Origin of the sequence: Micromonospora orduensis, from assembly GCF_006228125.1 — a bacterium.
GTDB classification, from domain to species: domain Bacteria; phylum Actinomycetota; class Actinomycetes; order Mycobacteriales; family Micromonosporaceae; genus Micromonospora; species Micromonospora orduensis.
On the sequence record NZ_VDFY01000290.1, the window covers coordinates 45,092 to 63,809 of the forward strand.

At 73.0% G+C, this 18,718-nt stretch carries 19 protein-coding genes; 6 read left to right on the top strand and 13 right to left on the bottom strand.

Annotated elements, in window-relative coordinates:
• Nucleotides 1-120 precede the first annotated feature (120 nt).
• The 4 genes from FHG89_RS31040 to FHG89_RS31055 form a co-directional block, all read right to left on the bottom strand.
• Entirely contained in the window at nucleotides 121-1,080 is a 960-nt protein-coding gene (locus FHG89_RS31040) for an asparaginase (RefSeq protein ID WP_139587935.1), read from the bottom strand.
• 94 nt (nucleotides 1,081-1,174) lie between these two features.
• The gene (locus tag FHG89_RS31045) at nucleotides 1,175-2,002 is read right to left on the bottom strand and encodes a beta-keto acid cleavage family enzyme (protein WP_139587936.1); all 828 of its coding nucleotides are present in this window, start codon (nucleotides 2,000-2,002) and stop codon (nucleotides 1,175-1,177) included.
• A 23-nt stretch (nucleotides 2,003-2,025) separates the two neighbouring features.
• The gene (gene ygfZ / locus FHG89_RS31050) at nucleotides 2,026-3,138 is read right to left on the bottom strand and encodes a CAF17-like 4Fe-4S cluster assembly/insertion protein YgfZ (RefSeq protein ID WP_139587937.1); all 1,113 of its coding nucleotides are present in this window, start codon (nucleotides 3,136-3,138) and stop codon (nucleotides 2,026-2,028) included.
• Nucleotides 3,135-3,539 (bottom strand): Fur family transcriptional regulator, encoded by a 405-nt coding sequence (locus FHG89_RS31055; protein ID WP_139587954.1) that lies wholly within the window; start codon nucleotides 3,537-3,539, stop codon nucleotides 3,135-3,137. Before FHG89_RS31055 ends, ygfZ begins: the two co-directional genes overlap by 4 nt.
• Before the next feature lie 92 nt (nucleotides 3,540-3,631).
• On the opposite strand from FHG89_RS31055, the gene FHG89_RS31060 reads away from it, so the two are divergent.
• The gene (locus FHG89_RS31060; protein WP_139587938.1) at nucleotides 3,632-4,513 is read left to right on the top strand and encodes an aminotransferase class IV; all 882 of its coding nucleotides are present in this window, start codon (nucleotides 3,632-3,634) and stop codon (nucleotides 4,511-4,513) included.
• 3 nt (nucleotides 4,514-4,516) lie between these two features.
• On the opposite strand, the gene FHG89_RS31065 is transcribed toward FHG89_RS31060, so the two are convergent.
• Entirely contained in the window at nucleotides 4,517-5,107 is a 591-nt protein-coding gene (locus FHG89_RS31065; protein WP_139587939.1) for a heme-binding beta-barrel domain-containing protein, read from the bottom strand.
• 5 nt (nucleotides 5,108-5,112) lie between these two features.
• Nucleotides 5,113-5,217, bottom strand: coding sequence for a small membrane protein MtfM (mtfM, locus tag FHG89_RS34245; RefSeq protein WP_030327764.1), 105 nt, complete (start codon nucleotides 5,215-5,217; stop codon nucleotides 5,113-5,115).
• A gap of 12 nt (nucleotides 5,218-5,229) precedes the next feature.
• Between mtfM and FHG89_RS31070 the strand changes: the two genes are divergently transcribed.
• The 3 genes from FHG89_RS31070 (at nucleotide 5,230) to FHG89_RS31080 (ending at nucleotide 8,114) form a co-directional block, all read left to right on the top strand.
• Nucleotides 5,230-5,604 (top strand): DsrE family protein, encoded by a 375-nt coding sequence (locus tag FHG89_RS31070; protein ID WP_139587940.1) that lies wholly within the window; start codon nucleotides 5,230-5,232, stop codon nucleotides 5,602-5,604.
• An 81-nt stretch (nucleotides 5,605-5,685) separates the two neighbouring features.
• On the top strand, nucleotides 5,686-6,066 hold the full coding sequence (locus FHG89_RS31075; protein WP_139587941.1) for an SCP2 sterol-binding domain-containing protein: 381 nt from the start codon (nucleotides 5,686-5,688) through the stop codon (nucleotides 6,064-6,066).
• The gene (locus FHG89_RS31080; RefSeq protein WP_139587942.1) at nucleotides 6,063-8,114 is read left to right on the top strand and encodes an amylo-alpha-1,6-glucosidase; all 2,052 of its coding nucleotides are present in this window, start codon (nucleotides 6,063-6,065) and stop codon (nucleotides 8,112-8,114) included. The genes FHG89_RS31075 and FHG89_RS31080 overlap by 4 nt, the downstream gene beginning before the upstream one ends.
• Before the next feature lie 20 nt (nucleotides 8,115-8,134).
• Here the strand turns inward: FHG89_RS31080 and FHG89_RS31085 are convergent, their stop codons facing one another.
• Both FHG89_RS31085 and FHG89_RS31090 read right to left on the bottom strand, forming a co-directional pair.
• Nucleotides 8,135-8,989, bottom strand: a complete 855-nt coding sequence (locus FHG89_RS31085) for a hypothetical protein (protein ID WP_139587943.1) — start codon at nucleotides 8,987-8,989, stop codon at nucleotides 8,135-8,137.
• A gap of 67 nt (nucleotides 8,990-9,056) precedes the next feature.
• Nucleotides 9,057-9,530 carry a winged helix-turn-helix domain-containing protein gene (locus FHG89_RS31090; protein WP_244296029.1) on the bottom strand — a complete coding sequence of 158 codons (474 nt, stop codon included), beginning with the start codon at nucleotides 9,528-9,530 and terminating at the stop codon, nucleotides 9,057-9,059.
• A gap of 212 nt (nucleotides 9,531-9,742) precedes the next feature.
• On the opposite strand from FHG89_RS31090, the gene FHG89_RS31095 reads away from it, so the two are divergent.
• Nucleotides 9,743-14,113 (top strand): S8 family serine peptidase, encoded by a 4,371-nt coding sequence (locus FHG89_RS31095; RefSeq protein WP_139587945.1) that lies wholly within the window; start codon nucleotides 9,743-9,745, stop codon nucleotides 14,111-14,113.
• 68 nt (nucleotides 14,114-14,181) lie between these two features.
• On the opposite strand, the gene FHG89_RS31100 is transcribed toward FHG89_RS31095, so the two are convergent.
• The 5 genes from FHG89_RS31100 to FHG89_RS31115 form a co-directional block, all read right to left on the bottom strand.
• Nucleotides 14,182-14,502 (bottom strand): DUF1416 domain-containing protein, encoded by a 321-nt coding sequence (locus FHG89_RS31100; protein WP_139587946.1) that lies wholly within the window; start codon nucleotides 14,500-14,502, stop codon nucleotides 14,182-14,184.
• A 5-nt stretch (nucleotides 14,503-14,507) separates the two neighbouring features.
• Complete coding sequence (locus tag FHG89_RS31105; RefSeq protein ID WP_139587947.1) at nucleotides 14,508-15,356, bottom strand: sulfurtransferase; 849 nt, start codon at nucleotides 15,354-15,356, stop codon at nucleotides 14,508-14,510.
• Between the two features lie 209 nt (nucleotides 15,357-15,565).
• Entirely contained in the window at nucleotides 15,566-15,643 is a 78-nt protein-coding gene (locus FHG89_RS34520; protein WP_310503780.1) for an Ms5788A family Cys-rich leader peptide, read from the bottom strand.
• Nucleotides 15,644-15,737: 94 nt separating this feature from the next.
• Complete coding sequence (locus FHG89_RS31110) at nucleotides 15,738-16,526, bottom strand: LmeA family phospholipid-binding protein (protein WP_139587948.1); 789 nt, start codon at nucleotides 16,524-16,526, stop codon at nucleotides 15,738-15,740.
• Nucleotides 16,527-16,631: 105 nt separating this feature from the next.
• Nucleotides 16,632-17,687, bottom strand: a complete 1,056-nt coding sequence (locus tag FHG89_RS31115; protein ID WP_139587949.1) for a hypothetical protein — start codon at nucleotides 17,685-17,687, stop codon at nucleotides 16,632-16,634.
• 241 nt (nucleotides 17,688-17,928) lie between these two features.
• Between FHG89_RS31115 and FHG89_RS31120 the strand changes: the two genes are divergently transcribed.
• Nucleotides 17,929-18,648, top strand: coding sequence for a winged helix-turn-helix transcriptional regulator (locus tag FHG89_RS31120; protein WP_208761169.1), 720 nt, complete (start codon nucleotides 17,929-17,931; stop codon nucleotides 18,646-18,648).
• Nucleotides 18,649-18,718: the final 70 nt, after the last annotated feature.

Below are 18,718 nucleotides of genomic sequence, written 5' to 3' on the forward strand. Positions count from 1 at the left end.
ACCGCCGCCAGCATGCCTGCCGCGCCGAGCGCCATACCTCAGAGTCATATTCATACCCGTGAGGTATAGCGCTCGTCCCGGAGCCGGCCGCCGGGTCGGGCAGCCGGCGGACCGGTGGTGTCACCAGAGCGGGCGGACCGCCCCGACCGGAACGCCACCACCGAAGAGCGGCACCTCGGCGTACTCGGTCAGCACCGGGGCGTCCACGCCCAGCCGGCGCAGCGCGGAGACCAGCACCGGCATCCGGGCCCGGTCGGCGCCGTCGTCGATCTTCACGGCGACGGCGCCGACGCCCGGCAGCCCCACCGCGATCACGCCCTCGGCGCCGACCTTCGCCAGCAGGCCCGGAACGCCGCGCATGAGCCGGGTGTCGTCGGCCCGGGTACCGCCGACGATCTCCGGGTGGGCGCGCATGGCGTCGGCGACCGCGCGCGGCACCGAGCCAGGTTCGGCGTCGACCAGGCGCAGGTACGCCCCGGCCAGGCCGGTCAGTGACACCGCGAGCACCGGAGCGCCGCAGCCGTCCACCCCCACGGCCGCCGCCGGCTCACCGGTGAACTCCTCCACGGCGGCCCGCAGACCCTGCTGCAACGGGTGCTCCGGCCGCCAGTAGCCGTCCAGCGGCCAACCGGCTGCCTCGCAGGTCAGCAGCATGCCGCTGTGCTTGCCGGAGCAGTTCATCTGCACCCGGGTCGGGCCGCCCCCGGCACGCAGCACCGCCTCCCGGGCCGCCGCCCCCACCGGCAGATCGGGCGGGCAGTGCAGGGCCGAGGCGTCGAGCCCGGCACGGGCCAGCAGCGCATGGACTCCGGCGAGGTGGAAGTCCTCGCCCGCGTGGCTGGCCGACACCAGCGCCAGGTCGGCCGGGTCGGTCAACGGCAGGCCGGCGCGGAGCATCCCGATCGTCTGCATCGGCTTGCTTGCCGAACGGGGAAAGACCGGAGAGGTCACATCCCCGGCGGCGGCCACCGGCGCTCCGGCGGCGTCCAGCACCACCACCGAGCCACGGTGCACACCCTCGACGAACCCGGACCGGACCACCTCGGCGAGCGGCGCGCCGCCCTCGTACGTCTTTCCCACGTGCTGGACGGTACCGACGCTCCCGGGGGCACCGGCGGCGGGGTGACCAGGTCGTCCACCGCCCGGGTGACAGGGGCGCGGGACGGCTGCGGCCTTACAGCCCGAGCAGCTCGCGCGCCTCGGTGGTGGTCAGCGGTGGACGCTGGGCGAGCTGCGCGAAGCCGACGGCGCGGGCGACCAGCTGCATGTTGGACTCCACCGGCCGGCCCTTCGCGTACGTCACCGTGTCCTCCATGCCGACGCGCAGGTGCCCACCCGTCGACAGCGAGGCCAGCATGACCGGGATGGTGCTGCGCCCGATGCCGGTGGCCGAGAAGGTGGTGCCCTCCGGCAGGTCCCGCAGCATCCGGTGGGCCGCCACAAGCGTCTCGGTGGTGCCCGGCATACCGCCCGGCACACCCATCACGAAGTCGACGTGCACGTGCCCGCCCGCCGGCATCCCGTGCTTGCCCAGGAGTCGCTGCAACGCGGACAGGTGCCCGAGGTCGAAGATCTCGTACTCCGGCACGATCCCGCGGTCCTGCATACGGGTGTGCAGGTCGACGATGAACTCCCAGCGGTTGAGGAAGACGTCGTCGCCGAAGTTGACAGTGCCCATCGTGCAGGAGGCCATGTCGGGACGGGCGTCGAGCACCGCCAGCCGGGACGCCTCCGGGTCGGTCACCGCGCCGCCCGAGGAGAGCTGCACGACCAGGTCGGTGCTGTCCCGCAGAGCCGCCACCGTCTCGGCCAGGCGGGCCGGGTCGAGGGTGGGCCGTGCCGCGTCGTCGCGGATGTGGACGTGGATCACGGCCGCGCCGAGCGCCTCGCATTCCTTGGCGGTGAGCAGCAGCTCGTCGAGCGTCACCGGCAGTGCCGGCACCTCCGCCTTGGCCGACTCCGCGCCGGTCGGGGCCACCGTGATCAACGTCCCTGTCGTCATGCCGGCGATCCTAGACGGCCGGCTCAGGACGGGTCGATCGCCGCCGCCGTCGCACCGATCAGCAGAGCGGCGTCGTCCGGAACGTTCCGCTTCAGCACGGCGAGTGCGATCTGGCCCAGCTCGTGGTGCAGCACGGCGGTGCCGACGAAGCCCACCGCCCGACCGTCCAGGGTCACCGGCGTACCGGCCGTCGGCGGCTGGTCGGTGGTCACGCCGTCCAGGTGCAGCAGCACCAGGCGACGCGGCGGGCGACCCATGTTGTGCACCCGGGCAACCGTCTCCTGCCCCCGGTAGCAGCCCTTGTCGAGGTGCACCGCCGGGCCGATCAGGTCCACCTCGGCCGGGATGGTCCGGTGGTCGGTGTCCACCCCGAGCCGGGGCCGACGGGCGGCGACCCGGATCGCCTCGTACGCCCACAGGCCCGCCACCGGCACGCCCGCTCCACGCAACTCCGCCACCACCTGGTCCATCGCCGAGCGGGGCACCAGCAGGTCCACGCCGAGCGGTCCTCGCCGGGCCCACCCGCCGATCGGCAGCGGCCGTACGTCGTACCGAACGCTCGCCCGCGGCGGCACGGCCCCGGCGGCGAACTTCGGACCGGGCACCGCGACCAGGTCCGGTTCGGCCAGCCCGGTCACGCCGAGCGTGCCCAGCGCCTCCGGCGCGGCCGGCCCGACCAGCGACAACAGCGCCCGTTCGGCGGTGGCGTCACGCGGATCGACCCTGCTGAAGAACCGCATCTTCTCCAGGTAGGCCAGCAGGCCCTCGGTCGCGCCGGGCTCGGTGTCCAGCCAGGTGGTCTCGCCGTCCTCGGCCACCAGCGCGTGCTGCTCGACGTGCCCGTGGGGGGAGAGCACCAGCAGCTCGGTGCCGTCACCGGCGGCCAGCGTCGTCAGGTGCTGCGAGGTGATCGTGTGCAGCCAGCCGGCGCGCTCCTCCCCCGGCACCGCGATGACGCCCCGGTGCGAGCGGTCGACGAGGCCGACCTCCGTGTCCAGGACGCGCTGCTCGCGCAGTGGGTCGCCGTAGTGCGCGGCGACGCCCCGCACCCCGACCGCGACGTGCGCCGGATCCGGCTGGTCGCGGCTGGCCTCGTCGATGCTCTCGACGGCCACCGCGCCCGCGATGTCGATCATTTGTGGTCCCCGTTCTCGCAGCGTGCGCAGACGCCGAAGAGTGACACGTGCCCGATGTCCACCCGGAAACCCCGCTGCGCGGCCAGTTGGTCGCTGAGCGGGCGGAACAGCTCCGGATCGACCTCGTCGATCGCGCCGCACTCCCGGCAGACCAGGTGGACGTGCTGGTGCTCACCGGCCGCGTGGTACGTCGGCGAGCCGTGCGAGAGGTGGGTGTGGGTCACCAGGCCGAGCCGTTCCAGCAGCTCAAGCGTGCGATAGATGGTGGTGATGTTGACGCCGGCGGCGACCTCCCGGACCGCGGTGTGCACCTGCTCCGGTGTGGCGTGACCCAGATCGAGCACCGCCTGGAGGACGAGCTGCCGCTGGGCTGTCAGCCGCAGGCCACGGGCTCGGAGCATTTCCGCGAGCGAGGATTCGGACACCGTCCGATCATAGTTCGGCAATCGCGGCCCCTCCTGCGTGCGACCGTCCCCGGCTACGCTCGACGGTCATGGTGACGTCATCCGTCGGTACGGCCCCGACCACCGCGAACGCCCGGATCGCCGTCCTCGGGCGGGGTCTCATCCCGGCCGACGAACCCGTGCTGCGCGGCGACGACCTGGGTGTCCTACGCGGCGACGGGCTCTTCGAGTCCATGCACCTGCGCCAGGGCCGGCCGTGGCTGCGCGACGAGCACCTGGCCCGGCTGGCCACGGCGGCGGCCGCCGTCGACCTGGATCTGCCCCCCACCGAGGCGCTCATCGACCTGCTCGACACGGTGCGCGCGGGCTGGCCTGCGCCGGTGGAGGGCGCGCTCCGGCTGGTCTGCACCCGAGGCTCGGAGGCCGGCGGCCCACCGACCGTCTACGCCACGCTGACCGAGGTGCCGGCGTCCTCGCAGGCGGCACGGCGGAACGGGATCACCGTGGCCATCCTGCCGCTGGGGGTGCCCGCCGACGCGCGTACCGGACTGGACTGGCTGCCGGCGGGCATCAAGTCCACCTCGTACGCGGTCAACAGCGCCGCCCGCCGCTGGGCGCGCCGGGCCGGCGTGGACGACGTGCTCTGGGTCTCCTCCGACGGGTACGCCCTGGAGGGACCGATCGCCAACGTGGTGTGGCTCACCGGGAACACGCTCTGCACGGTGCCGGCCGCCACCACCGGCATCCTGCCCGGCACGACCGTGGCGTGGTTGCTCGCCCACGCCGACCAGCTGGGCCTGAGCGCCGCCGAACGGATGGTCACGCCAGCCGAGTTGCACGACGCCGACGGGGTCTGGTTCAGCTCGTCGGTACGCGGGCTCACCGAGGTCCGGATGCTCGACGGGGTGCGTCGGGACCACTGCCCGCGCACCCCGGCCCTGCACGCCCTGCTGGGCTTTCCCGTCGACTGAGCGTCAGCCCCCGACCCGGACGAGCCGGGCCGACAGGTGCGGGCTGAGCGGGTGCCCCATCGCCGCCATCTCCTGCGCGTAGAGCAACGCGCCATCGACGATGCCGAAGAGCCGGTGCCCGCCGGTGACCTCCTTGGCCGTCGCCGTCCGCACCACCGCGTCAGTCGCGAACTCGACCTGGGTGCCGGTGCGCTTGCCGAGGTGCAGCTCCATCACGCCGGTCGGCGTGGTCAGCAGCGCCTCCAACTCGTCGGTGGACCGGCCGTCCACCATGACCGGCCGCCACCAACCGACCTCACGCCCGGCGGGGCGAACCGGCCGGCTCTGCTCGTCCAGGAGCCAGGCCCGGGACTCGTAGTGCAGGAACGGCCGGCCGTCGTGGCTGATCCGGATCTCCTGCGCGTAGTCGAAGTCCTCGATGGTGGGGAAACCACCCTTGCCCCGGCCCCGCCAGAGACCGATGTAGGGCAGCAGACCGTCAAGCGCCGGGTGCAGCTTCGGCCCGACCCGCAGGTCGTAGCTCTCCTCGTACGGGTACTCCTCGACCGGAGGCGCGTTCAACCACGGCGGCTGCAGCGGGTTCTCGTCGCTCACCAGTGTCACCAACGTCCTCTCGATATGCGTACGGCCAGGTAGACCAGACCACCGGCGAGCCCGCCCAGGCCGGCGACCAGCAGGCTGACGAACCCGATCTCGGTAACCATCCCGACCATCCTATGCTGGGTCCCATGGCCCGCACTCTCGTCGTCAAGGCCACCGCGGGGGCGGACGCCCCGGAGCGGTGCGCGCAGGCGTTCACGGTCGCCGCGACCGCCGTCGCGGCCGGAGCCGAGGTGTCGCTCTGGCTGACCGGGGAGTCGACCTGGTTCGCGCTGCCCGGCCGCGCGCAGGAGTTCGAGTTGCCGCACTCCGCGCCGCTGGCCGAGCTGCTGCACGTCGTCCTGACCAGTGGCCGGGTGACCGCCTGCACCCAGTGCGCGGCCCGGCGGGAGATCGGCCCGGACGACGTCCTGCCGGGGGTACGGATCGCGGGAGCCGCGGCCTTCGTCGAGGAGGCGTTGGCCGAGGGCGCTCAGGCGCTCGTCTACTGATCTTCGGGGCGACTCGGCCCGACGGGCGGGTGGAGTGCGGATACCGACCCGACAACTCGGACAGCTGCCTACGATTCGGGTGTGACCGAGGCGACGGAGAGGTTCTTCGCATCACTGTCGGCTCGCGCCCCCGCCGTCCTGCGCGGCCTGGCCCACGGAACCCTCCAGATCGACCTCGGCACCGGCAACCAGACCGAGCACTGGCTGGTCCGGATGCGACCGGGTGCGGTGGAGGTCAACCGGAACCGGGGACCGGCCGACGCCATCTGGTACAGCAGCGCCGAGTTGTTCGACCGGCTGATCGCCGGCGAGGCCCAGGCGATCGCGGCGGTGCTGCGCAACGAGAGCACGTTCAGCGGCAACGTGGTGCTCTTCCTTTCCTTCCGGCGGTTCTTCCCGGACCCGCCGGGCACCCGCGACCCGCGCGAGGTCGCCCGTAGGGCAGCCGGGCGGCTGGGGTGAAGGACCTCGTCAGCATCCTGGACGGCAACACCTTCATGGTCAGCGACCGGCGAGGGGACATCGAGCCGTCGTACGACTTCCCCACCGGGTTGTTCTCCTTCGACACCCGCTTCCTGTCCAAATGGGTGCTCACCCTCGACGGCGAACGGCTGCACCCGCTCTCCATCGACACCGGCGAGCCGTACCGGACCAGGTTCTTCCTGGCGCCCGGCGAACCCACCCACTACCTGGACGCCAAGGCGTCGGTGATCCGCAACCGGGCGATCGTGGGCAGCATCGAGGAGGAGCTGACCGTGCTCAACCACTCCGGCGGGGAGGTGGAGTTCACCGTCCGGATCGAGATGGCGGCCGACTTCGCCGACCTGTTCGAGATCAAGCACGCGCGCCAGAAGAAGGGCCGGACGACGGCCACGGTCGCCGAGAACGAGTTGCGGCTGGTCTACCGGCGGGAGGCGTTCCACCGGGAGACGGTGATCCGCTCGAGCGCGCCGGCGCACGTCGACGCCGCCGGGATGACCTTCCGGATCCGGATCGACAGCAACAGCGAGTGGACCACCCGGTTGCACGCGTCCACCATCATCTACGGGGCGCGCGGCGAGGACATCCGGGCCACCCTGCCGTACGGCGGCAGCCGCAGCGCCGACGCCATCCGCGCCGAACAGCAGGAGCTGATCGACCGGGCGCCGAAACTCGGCTGCGACTGCGAGCCGTTGGCCGGGGCGTACCGGCGCAGCCTCAACGACCTGGCCGCGCTGCGCTACGAGTCGATCGCCCTGGGCGTACGGCTGATCGCCGCCGGGCTGCCCTGGTTCATGACCCTGTTCGGCCGGGACAGCATCATCACCTCGTTGCAGGTGCTGCCGTTCCTGCCGGACCTGATCCCGCCGACCATCCTGATGCTCGCCGGCCTCCAGGGGCACCGCGTGGACGACTTCCGGGACGAGGAGCCCGGCAAGATCCTGCACGAGCTCCGGTACGGGGAGACCGCCGGCTTCGAGGAGCAGCCACACTCGCCGTACTACGGGTCGGCCGACTCGACGCCGCTGTTCATCATCCTGCTCGACGAGTACGAGCGCTGGACCGGCGACTCCGCGCTGGTCAAGCGGCTGGAGCCACAGGTCCGGGCGGGCCTGGAGTGGATCGACACGTACGGTGACCTGCTCGGCACCGGCTACCTCTGGTACCAGACCCGCAACCCGGAGACCGGCCTGCAGAACCAGTGCTGGAAGGACTCCTGGGACGCCATCTCGTACGCCGACGGCCGGATGCCCGGCTTCCCCCGGGCCACCTGTGAGCTACAGGGCTACGCGTACGACGCGAAGATCCGGGCCGCCCGGCTGGCCCGGACGTTCTGGAACGACCCGGAGTACGCCAACCGGCTGGAGCGGGAGGCCGCCGAGCTGAAGCAGCGGTTCAACCACGACTTCTGGATCGCCGACCGGGGGTACTACGCGCTCGCCCTGGACGCCGACGGTCAGCAGGTGGACGCGCTGACGTCGAACATCGGGCACCTGCTGTGGAGCGGCATCGTCGACGAGTCGCGGGCCGGCAAGGTGGTCGAGCACCTGCTCGGGCCACGCCTGTTCTCCGGGTGGGGGATACGGACCCTCGCCGAGGACCAGGGCCGGTACAACCCGATCGGCTACCACGTGGGCACCGTGTGGCCGTTCGACAACTCGATAATCGCCTGGGGGTTGTGGCGGTACGGCTTCCGGGACGAGGCCGGGCTGATCTGCGACAGGATGCTCGCCGCGTCCCGCTACTTCGACGGGCGGCTGCCGGAGGCGTTCGCCGGGTACGCCCGAGACCTCACCGACTACCCGGTGCAGTATCCGACGGCATGCAGCCCGCAGGCCTGGTCGACCGGCACACCGCTGCTGCTGCTGCGGGTGATGCTCGGGTTGGAGCCGCAGGGCGAGCACCTGATCATCGATCCGGCGGTGCCGCCGGGCATGGGTCGGGTGGAGCTGCTGGACATCCCGGGCCGCTGGGGGCGGGTCGACGCGCTGGGGCGCAGCCGCGATCCGCAGGGCGGGCAGGGCACCTGACCGGAGGGTCGCCCCCCCGCTCAGCCCGGGCAGCCGACGGTGGCGGTCAGCCGGGAGGCGTCCGGGGTGAGGTCGGCCAGCACGGTGACCGTCCCGGCGCGGTACGCGTACACCGGCGGGTCGTCCAGCAGCGGGGTGCCGCCGGCCAGCGGGGCGAGCGCGGTCGCCGAGCTGGCCGGGCCGGCGGTGGAGCGCGCGGTACGGGCCGTCGCGCCACCCGGGCAGGGCGCGGTGACCAGCTCCGGCGCGGCCTCGGCCGGCTGGTCGAGCGCCCGCAGCGCGGCGGTCAGGGCGGCGGCCTCCCCGCCGTCGCCGGTGGCCGGCGGCGCGGTGTAACCGGAGCCGACCGGCCGGCAGCCGGTGTCGACGGTCAACCGGACCCGGCCGTCCCCCGTCGGTCGACCCGCGACGGCGACGAACTCCCCGGCGTCGGCGTACAGCTCCGGGCCGTCCGGACCGGAGACGACGCCGGCGCGCCAGCTCGCCGGCAGTCGCTCGGCGAGCCCGTCCAGCACGGACCGTTCGGTGCCGTCGGGCGCGAGGACGCCGACCTCGCGCCGCAGCCGGGCGCCGTCGGCGAACGGGGTGACCCGGCAGCCCGCGGCGATACGCGCGGGGCCGAGCTCCAGCAGCGCGGAGGCGCCGGCCGCCCGGGCCAGCTCGCCGACCGCCCGGTCCACCACCGGGCCGGCCTGATCCAGCGTGCGCTGCTCCCGGACGGTGGGTGGATCGTCGCGGACCGACGTCCAGGTGAGCGCGGCCAGCAGCACGGCCCACAGGACGGTCACGGCCAGCAGCCAGCGCCGCCGCCGGGCGGGCGCCGGGGCGGCGGGACCGGTCGACGAAACGCTTCCCGTCTGGACAGCACCGCTCACCGGGCCATGGTGTCACGGGCGGTCCTGGCCTCCGGCGGCGGTCGGGAGGGGTGCGGCGGGCCCCGCGTCAGGCGGGACCCGGTGGCGGGTCGAGCCGGTAGCCGACGCCCCGCACGGTGTGCACCCGGGGGCCGCCCGGCAGGCTCCGCAGCTTGTGCCGCAGCCGCCTGATCGCGGAGTGCAGGACCGCGCTGTCACCCAGGTACGCGTCGCTCCAGACCGAGGCGAAGAGCTGTTCGTGGCTCCACACCACAAGCGGCGGGCCGATCAGCCGGGCGAGCAGTTCGCGTTCGGTGCGGCTGAGCGGAAGCGGGTCGCCACGCCAGGTGACCCGCTGGCCGGCGCGGTCGACGACCAGCTCACCCCAGCTGACCGGCCCCGGCGGCACCGTCGGCGGGAGCGTCGTCGCGCCGGACGGCGCCGGGAACAGCATCGTGCGCAGCTCGGTGAGGTCGGCGCAGCTCACCACCGGGCCGACGCCGTCGAGTTGGCGGACCACCCGCTCCCGCACCGAGACGTCCGCGCTGACGCAGACGACGATCGGGACCCCTGCGCCGGCGACGCCGCCTCCACCCGTGAATTCCACCCATTGATAGTGACGTATACCGATGGAGTTCGTCGGTCCGACCCCGGGCAGGATCACCGGTCGTCACTGACCAGGCACTGACCGACGTTATCCATTCGGCACCGGGTGGATGCGCGGTGCGCGCACGGGCCCCGAACCGATCGGGACCAATGACGTGGGGAGGAAGAATGTTCCGACCATCAGCCACACGGTCCGCCCTCTGGCGGGCGGCCCTGGCGTGCACCGCGGTCGGGTTGGGCCTCACCGCCCAACCCGCGGTCGCCGCTCCACCCCAACCCGCGCCGGCCCGGGCCAGCGTGGACCACCGTCTGCTCAGACAGCTCGGTACGACGGGCAGCGGAACCTTCCTGGTCTACCTGCGCGACACCGCGCCGGTGGCCCGGACCACGCGGTTGCGCGACCCGGACGACCGGGCCCGGGAGGTGCACCGGCTGCTCACAACTACCGCCGAGCGCACCCAGAAGGGCCTGCGCGAACTGCTGACGGCCCGCCGGGCGCCGCACACCACCTACTGGATCGCCAACGCCGTACGGGTGACCGGCGACCGGGCGCTTGCCGACGAGATCGCCAAACGGCCAGAGGTCGCCCGGATCGAACCCACCCGCAACTACCCCCTGGTGCGGCCGAAACCCACCACCGCCAGCCGTCCCCGCACCGACGGCGCCGAATGGGGGCTCACCAACATCAACGCCCCGCAGGTGTGGAGTGAGTTCGGCGACCGCGGCGAGGGCGTCGTGGTCGCCAACATCGACAGCGGCGTCCAGTACGACCACCCGGCGCTGGTCGGCACGTACCGGGGGAACCTGGGCGACGGCACCTTCGACCACGACCACAACTGGTACGACCCGGCCGGCATCTGCCCTAGCGCCGCGCCCTGCGACAACAACGACCACGGCACCCACACGATGGGCACGATGATCGGCGACGACGGCGCCGGCAACCAGATCGGCGTCGCCCCCCGCGCGAGATGGATCGCCGCGAAGGGCTGCGAGGCCACCTCCTGCTCTGACGCCTCCCTGCTCGCCGCCGGTCAGTGGGTGCTGGCCCCCACCGACCTGAACGGGCAGGACCCCCGCCCGGACCTGCGCCCCGACGTGGTGAACAACTCCTGGGGAGGCGCCGGCGGCGACCCGTGGTTCCAGCAGACCATCGCGGCCTGGCGGGCGGCCGGCATGTTCCCCGTCTTCTCCGCCGGCAACGACGGCCCGGCCTGTGGCAGCGCCGGCTCCCCCGGCGACAACGCCAACGCGTACGCCGTCGGCTCGTACGACGCGCAGAACGCCATCTCCGACTTCTCCGGCCGGGGCGACGGCACCGACCCGCGGTCCGTCAAACCCAACATCTCCGCCCCCGGCAGCGACGTGCGTTCCAGCGTCCCCGGCAACGGCTACGCCGCCTTCGACGGCACCTCCATGGCCGCGCCGCACGTCTCGGGCACCGTCGCGCTCGTCTGGTCTGCGGCACCCGGCCTGAAGGGCGACGTCGCCGCCACCGAGGAACTACTTGACCGCGCCGCCCGCGACGTCGACGCCACCACCTGCGGGGGCACCGCCGCCGACAACAACGTCTTCGGCGAGGGCCGGCTCGACGCGTACGCGGCGGTGCGGGAAGCTCCGCGCGGCGCGGTGGGACGGGTCGCCGGCACGGTGACCGCGGCCGGCGCCCCGATCGCGGGCGCGACCGTCGGCGACGGCACCCGCAGCGTCACCACCGGCGCGGACGGCCGGTACGCGCTCACCGTGCCGGCCGGCGAGACCACCGTCAGCGTCAGCGCGTACGGCTACGCCGGGCAGTCGAGCACCGTCACCGTCGCCGAGGGCGGCGCTGTCACCCGCGACTTCGCCCTGGTGGCGAGCCCGTCGGTCACCGTCAGCGGCCGGGTCACCGACGGTTCCGGGCACGGCTGGCCGCTCTACGCCCGCATCGAGGTCACCGGACGACCCGGCGCGCCGGTCCACACCGACCCGGCCACCGGGCGGTACTCGTTCACCGTGGCGGGCAACGCCACGTACCGGCTCACCGTGACCGCCCGCTACCCCGGCTACCGCACCGTCAGCCGTGACGTGGTGACCGGCGCCGGGCCGGTCACGGCCGACATCGCGGTGCCGGTCGAGCCGGCCTGCACGGCGGCCGGCTACACCGGCAGCTTCGCCGCGCCCGTGTTGAACGAGGGCTTCGACCGGACCGACACGCCGCCCGGCTGGGCGGTACGCAACCGCACCGGGGACGGCGGCTGGAGCTTCACCGACCCCGGGGACCGGGGCAACCTCACCGGCGGCGACGGCGCCTTCGCGATCGTCGACAGCGACCGGCTGGGCTCCGACCGGACCCAGGACACCGACCTGGTCACCCCGACGCTCGACCTGAGCGCGGCACCGGCACCGGTGCTGCGCTTCCACAGCGACTGGCGGGCGGTCGGCGTCACCGACGCGGCCGACGTGGACGTCTCCACCGACGGCGGCGGCACCTGGACCACCGTGTGGCACCAGACCGGCAGCCGACGCGGGCCACGGATGGAGGAGGTACCGCTGGACGCGGCGGCCGGAGCCGCCACCGCCCGGGTCCGGTTCCGCTTCCACGGCACGTTCGCCTGGTGGTGGCAGGTGGACGACGTGCAGGTGGTCAACCGCGACTGCGCGCCGGCACCCGGCGGGCTGCTGCTCGGCGTGACCACCGACCGCAACACCGGCACACCGCTCAACGGAGTCACAGTCGCCGGCACCGAGCGGACGCAGGACCGGGGAGTGTCGGCGGCGACACCCGACGACCCGAGTCTGCCGGACGGCTTCTACTGGCTCTTCTCCGCGTCGACCGGGCCGCACCGGTTCAGCGCCACGCGACCCCCGTACCGGACGATGACGACCACGGCGACTGTCGCGGCGGACGACGCCCGCCGGACGGACCTCGCGCTGTCCGCCGGCCGCCTCACCGTCACGACCACCGACGTCGAGGCCTACCAGCCGTACGGCAGCACCCGGACCACGAAGGTGACGGTGCGCAACACCGGCACCGCGCCGGCCACCGTGAACCTGGTGGAGCGCGACGGGCGGTTCGACGTGCTGTCCCGCGCCGGCGCGCCACTGCGGGAGCAGAAGATGAAGGGGATCAGCAGGACCCGCACCGGCACCACGTACGGCGGGACCGGCACCGATGACGCGCCACGGGCGGAGGACGCCTGGGCGGGGATCCCCGACCTGCCGGCGGCGGTCTTCGACAACGCGGCGGCCAACCTGGACGGCACCATCTACTCCGTGAGCGGTGGCGGCGGTTCGGGCCTGGAACGCAAGGCCTGGCGGTACGACCCCACCGTAGGCGTGTGGTCCGCGCTGCCCGACCTGCCGACCGCCCGGTCCAAGCCGGTCGCGGCGGCGGTCGGCGGCAAGCTGTACGTCCTCGGCGGCTGGGGCGCGGACGACGTCACAGTCGCCTCGGTGGACGTGTACGACCCGGGCGCGGGCACCTGGAGCACGGTGGCCGGGGCGACCAACCCGTTCCCGGCGGCGGCGGCCGGGCAGGCGGTGGCCGGGGGCAGGATCTACCTCGTCGGCGGATGCCTCGACAGCGACTGCGCCGACTCCGACCGGCTGGTCGTGTTCGACCCGGCGACCGGCACGTTCGGCACCCGCGCGGCCTACCCGCACCCCGTCTCCTGGCTCTCCTGCGGCGGGATCGGCACCGCCGTGTACTGCGCCGGTGGCACCGGCAGCACCGAGCACACCGACGCCTACCGGTACGACCCGGCGGCGGACGCGTGGAGCCCGCTGCCGAACCTGCCGCTGGACCTGTGGGGCTCCCAGTACGCGGCCGCCGGCGGCCTGCTGGTGCTGGCCGGCGGAGTCACCGCAGCGTCGACAACGGTGACCAACCGGACCATCGCGTACGACCCGGTGGCCGGCACCTGGCGGGACCTGCCCAACGTCGGGTTCGGCCGGTACCGGGGCGCCGCCGCCTGTGGCGCGTACAAGATCGGCGGTTCGCCCTCGCCGTTCGTGGGGTCGGCCGACAGCGAGCGGCTGGACGGCCTGGGCCTCTGCGCCGGGGAGGCGGACCTTCCCTGGTTGTCCACCGCGCCGAACGCCTTCACCCTGGAACCGGGCACGTCCCGGGCGGTGACCATCACGCTGAGCGCCACCGAGGCGGCCGGCGTCGTCCAACCGGGCATCTACTCCGGCGAGCTGGGCATCGCGTCCGACACCCCCTACCGGGTGCCCGCCGTCGCGGTGACGATGAACGTGTCACCACCGGCAAGTTGGGGCCGCGTCCAGGGCACCGTAACCGGGGTGACCTGCGGCGGAGCGACCATCGGGGTTCCCGCGACGGTACGGGTCAACCGGGCGGGCACGACCACCGGCCACACCCTCACCGCAGACGCTCAGGGGAGGTACGTCTGGTGGCTGCCGAAGGGCCGCTACGACGTGATCGTGGGTAGGGACAGCTGGGTGCCGGAGGTGCAGCGCACCCGGATCGAGGCGGGCATCGTGAACACCGTCGACTTCACCCTCGACCCCGCCTCGTCCTGCCGGGCCACCGGCCTCTGACCCCTTCGGACACGACCGGGCCGGTCACCCCGCATGGGGTGACCGGCCCGGTCGATCAGAGCAGTGGGTCAGGCGACGGTGACGGTGACCTCGTTGATGCCCCGGCCGGCGGTGACGGCGGTGTCGCCGTTGCCGTGCCGGGACAGCGCCCGCAGAGTCCAGGAGCCCGGCGCGGCGAAGAACCGGAACTGGCCGGCGGCCGAGGTGACCACCTCGGCGGTGAACTCACCTGTCGAGTCGAGCAGCCGGACGTACGCGCCCGCCACGGCCTCGTCCGACGCCGAGCGGACGATGCCGGTGATCACGGTTTCCTTCTCCAGGTCCAGGCTGGCCGGCAGTGGGGCGGCCTGGTCGGGTGCGGCGCAACCCGCAGCGGTGGGTGCGGTCATGGCGATCAGGCCTCCCCGGGTTCGTCGCCGAGCGCGACCGGCACGCCGACCAGCGAGCCGTACTCGGTCCAGGAACCGTCGTAGTTCTTGACGTTGCGGTGACCGAGCAGCTCCTGGAGCACGAACCAGGTGTGCGAGGAGCGCTCACCGATCCGGCAGTACGCGATGGTCTCCTTGCCGTCGTCGAGCCCCGCGTCGCCGTAGATCTTGCGCAGCTCGTCGTCGGACCGGAAGGTGCCGTCCTCGTTCGCCGCCTTGGACCACGGGACGCTGATCGCGGTGGGGATGTGGCCGGCCCGCTGCGCCTGCTCCTGCGGCAGGTGGGCGGGGGCGAGCAGCCGACCGGCGAACTCGTCGGGGCTGCGCACGTCGACCAGGTTCTTGGTGCCGATCGCGGCCACGACCTCGTCCCGGAAGGCCCGGATGGACGTGTCGGGCTCCTGCGCGACGTACTGCGTCGCCGGGCGGGTCACCGTGTCGGTGACCAGCGGGCGGGCGTCCAGCTCCCACTTCTTGCGGCCGCCGTCGAGCAGCTTGACGTCGCGGTGGCCGTAGAGCTTGAAGTACCAGTACGCGTACGCGGCGAACCAGTTGTTGTTGCCGCCGTACAGGATGACTGTGTCGTCGTTGCTGATGCCCCGCTCGGAGAGCAGCGCCTCGAACTGGGACTTGTTGACGAAGTCCCGACGGACCTGGTCCTGGAGGTCGGTCTTCCAGTCGATCTTGATGGCGCCGGCGATGTGGCCGGTGTCGTAGGCCGAGGTGTCCTCGTCGACCTCGACGAAGACGACGCCCGGGGCGTCGAGGTTCTTCTCGGCCCACTCGGCCGAGACGAGTGCGGTGTCGCGACTCATCGAATCACTCCCTGGTGAGGATGGATGGTGAGCCAGCGCGTGAGTATCGATGGGTGTAACTGTCGCACCACGCGCGGGACCCAGTGGAAGGACGGGATCACGGGTTCGTGCGACGGCGCCGCTGCCGGGCGTTCGATGGGATCACCGGAGGGTACGAGAACCCTGCGTGCCGGTGGCCGCCGATCAGGCGACCGAAGACAGCCCCGCCGTCAGATGACGGGGCGACACAGGCAGGTGGCCACGCGGCACAGGTCGACCGCGCGCCGTTTGGTGAGGTGAGTCCCCATGGTCACGGAGCCTACCAGCCAGTGACGAGGCTGCCACTGAGCCGACCACCATCCGGGAACCGCCAGGACCACCGGCGGTTCCCGGTCCCACCGGTCAGCTGACGGAGTTGATCGGCACGTCCTTCGCGTCGGCCGTGACCGCCAACCCCTCGGGCAACGGCCGGACCTCCCGAACCGCCAGCTGGAACGGCAGGTCGGGCAGCGGCACGTCGATCGAGATGCCCTTGGCGTAGTTGTTCAACACGGCGCGGGCCAACGGCAGGTTCGGCAGCCCGGCGGCATCCAGGTTGTTGAAGCGCAGCGCGACCGCGCCGTTCTTGCCCACTGTCACGTCGGCGGTGCCGCTCACCGTGAACTTCTGGCCGAGGACGTCGACCGGGGCGGTGACGGCGAGCTTGCCGCCCTGCTCCCCGAGGGTGAGCCCGGGCCGGTCCAGCAGCGCGGCGAGGCTGTCGTAGCTGATCGTCCCGGTGCCGTTGACGGTGTCCGCGACGACGTCGCCCTGCCCGGTCCGGAGCGTGTCCAGGGAGGCCCGCACGTTACGCGCGTCGACGTCCAGCACCGGCAGTCGTACGGCGTCGCCCTCGACCGACGCCTGCACGTCCCGCAGCTTGATGGTGATCCGCTCGTAACGGCCGTCGAGCACCTGCGTCAGAAACGGCGTCCCGCCGACCCGCACCTCGGGTGCGGCGGACTGCGCGCCCTGCTTGGTGACCTCCTGGCTGACCCGCTTGGCGATCTCCCTCTCGGCCACCCCGACCGCCACCCGGTCGGCCACCACGAGCAGCCCGGCCACCACCAGGAGCAGGACGACCAGGCCGATGAGCAGCTTGCGACCGCGCCGTCTGGGCCGGACCTCGTCCGCCGGATAGTCCTGGGCCACGCCGCCTCCTGTCTCCGCCCGCCGCGGTGCGACGGGGCGTTCGTACCGGCTGCCGCAGGGCGGCGCACCCGTAGGTACCCGACCGGCTCCGGGCTCAACCGTGACTCAGAGGAAGAGCATGCACATGGCGTACGCGGCAGGTGCGGCAAGGGCGAAGCCACCGAGTGGGCCCTGCATGTGCCGGGCGACCCACATGGTGGGCGGTTCGCCGGCCATCAGGCGACCCGCCTCCGCGTACCCGACGGCGAGGTCGCTGAGCACGGCGGTGACCGCCGCGACCAGGCCGATCACCGCGGCCCGGGTGGGCGTGAAGGGTGCCACCAGGTAGCTGCCGAGCAGCGCGCTGATCAGCGTGCCGACCATGGCGCCCGCCACCACGCCGGCGGCGCCCCGGGGCACCTGCGGGGCCAGCCGGGGCCAGGGCAGCACGGCGTCGGTGAGCCGGGCGACGGTGAGCGCGACGCCGCTCGCGGTCAGGCAGACCGTGATCGCCTGGGTGCCGGCCGGGATCCGGCTGAGCACGATCAGGGTGCCGAAGGCCACCACCCCGACGATGATGAGCAGCGTGGCGCCGAGCGAGTCGGTGACCCGGACCCGGTCGACCCGACGGACCAGCTGACCGAGCACGGCGGCGAGGAACCCACCGGCGGCCAGGTAGCCCAGCGGCGCCAGGCCGGCGACGTCGGTCTGCACCGCGGCGACGTCGGCGAGTGCGGCGACCACCGCGCTGATGCCGGCGACCAGCAGCAGGGCGGGCGGGCGCATGGCCATCGCCCAGGCGAGCACGAACAACAGCTGGACGCCGAAGACGATGAAGGCGAACGGTAGCCGGTGGCCGGGGCCCGACGTCTGCGCGCCGAGTACCAGACCGACGCCGAGCAGTGCCGCGAACCCGGCGATTGTCAGCGCCAGCGGACGGCGCACCTCGACCGGGGGTACGACCTCCTCCTCCGGCTCGTCGATGTCGTCCTCGGAGCGGCGGGCGGGCTCCCCGGCGCGACGGGCACGGCGCGGGCCACCCCGTTCGCGGCGGTCGCCGTCGGCGACGGCCGGACCGGTGCGCGGCGCGGGCGGTTGGCCACGGGTCGGTGCGGCCGGGCCCGGACGAGGCCCGTCGGGCCACGTTTCGCGGCCGGCGTCCGGCGAGGTGGAGGGAAACACGCCCCGATCGTGCCAGACCGGCCCGCCGGTGCGGTGGTCAAGGGTTTCAGCAACGTTAAAACCTGCGCCACGATCAGGGGCAAGCTAGACAAACGGGAAATGGCCTGACGGCGCAGCCGAGGCGATCGGTTACGCTCAACGCGTTACCCGCCCGTCAGCGACGCCGGGACCACGCAATTTCTCAGCGCACTCCCTCACGAGTGCGTCTGGTCGCGTGCGGCCGCGCGCCGCCGGGACGGAGGTGATCGTGGAGATCCTGCTGCTGGTGACCGCACGCGCAGGGGAACCGTCCGCTGTGCTGCCGGCACTCGACCTGTTGCCGCACTCGGTCCGCACCGCACCACGCGACGTCCGCACCCTGGTCGCCGGGCCCAGCCCCGACGCGGTGCTGGTGGACGCGCGGTCGGAGCTGAGCGAGGCCCGGGCGACCTGCCGGATGCTGCACGCCACCGGGCTCGGGGTGCCGCTCGTGGCGGTGGTGACCGAGGCCGGGCTGATCGCGCTGAACGCCGACTGGGGCGTCGACGACGTCATCCTCGCCTCGGCCGGGCCGGCCGAGGTGGAGGCGCGGCTGCGGCTGGCCGTGGGCCGGCTGAGCAACGCGACCGCCGGCGCCGGCGGTTCGATCCGCGCCGGCGAGCTGAGTATCGACCCGGACACGTACGCCGCCAAGCTCAAGGGACGCCCGCTCGACCTCACCTACAAGGAGTTCGAGCTGTTGAAGTTCCTGGCGCAGCACCCGGGCCGCGTGTTCACCCGGGACCAGCTGCTGCGTGAGGTCTGGGGCTACGACTACTTCGGCGGCACCCGCACGGTGGACGTGCACGTCCGGCGGTTGCGCGCCAAGCTCGGCTCGGAGTACGAGTCGATGATCGGCACGGTCCGCCAGGTGGGTTACAAGTTCGTCGTCCCGCCGTCGCGGTCGCTGCCCGAGGCGGAGCACGCCCCACTGCCCGTCTGATCGGTTACCCGCCCTCCCGCCCGGGAGGATTCCCCATATGCCCCTTTTGCGCATCTCGTCGGTTCTATTC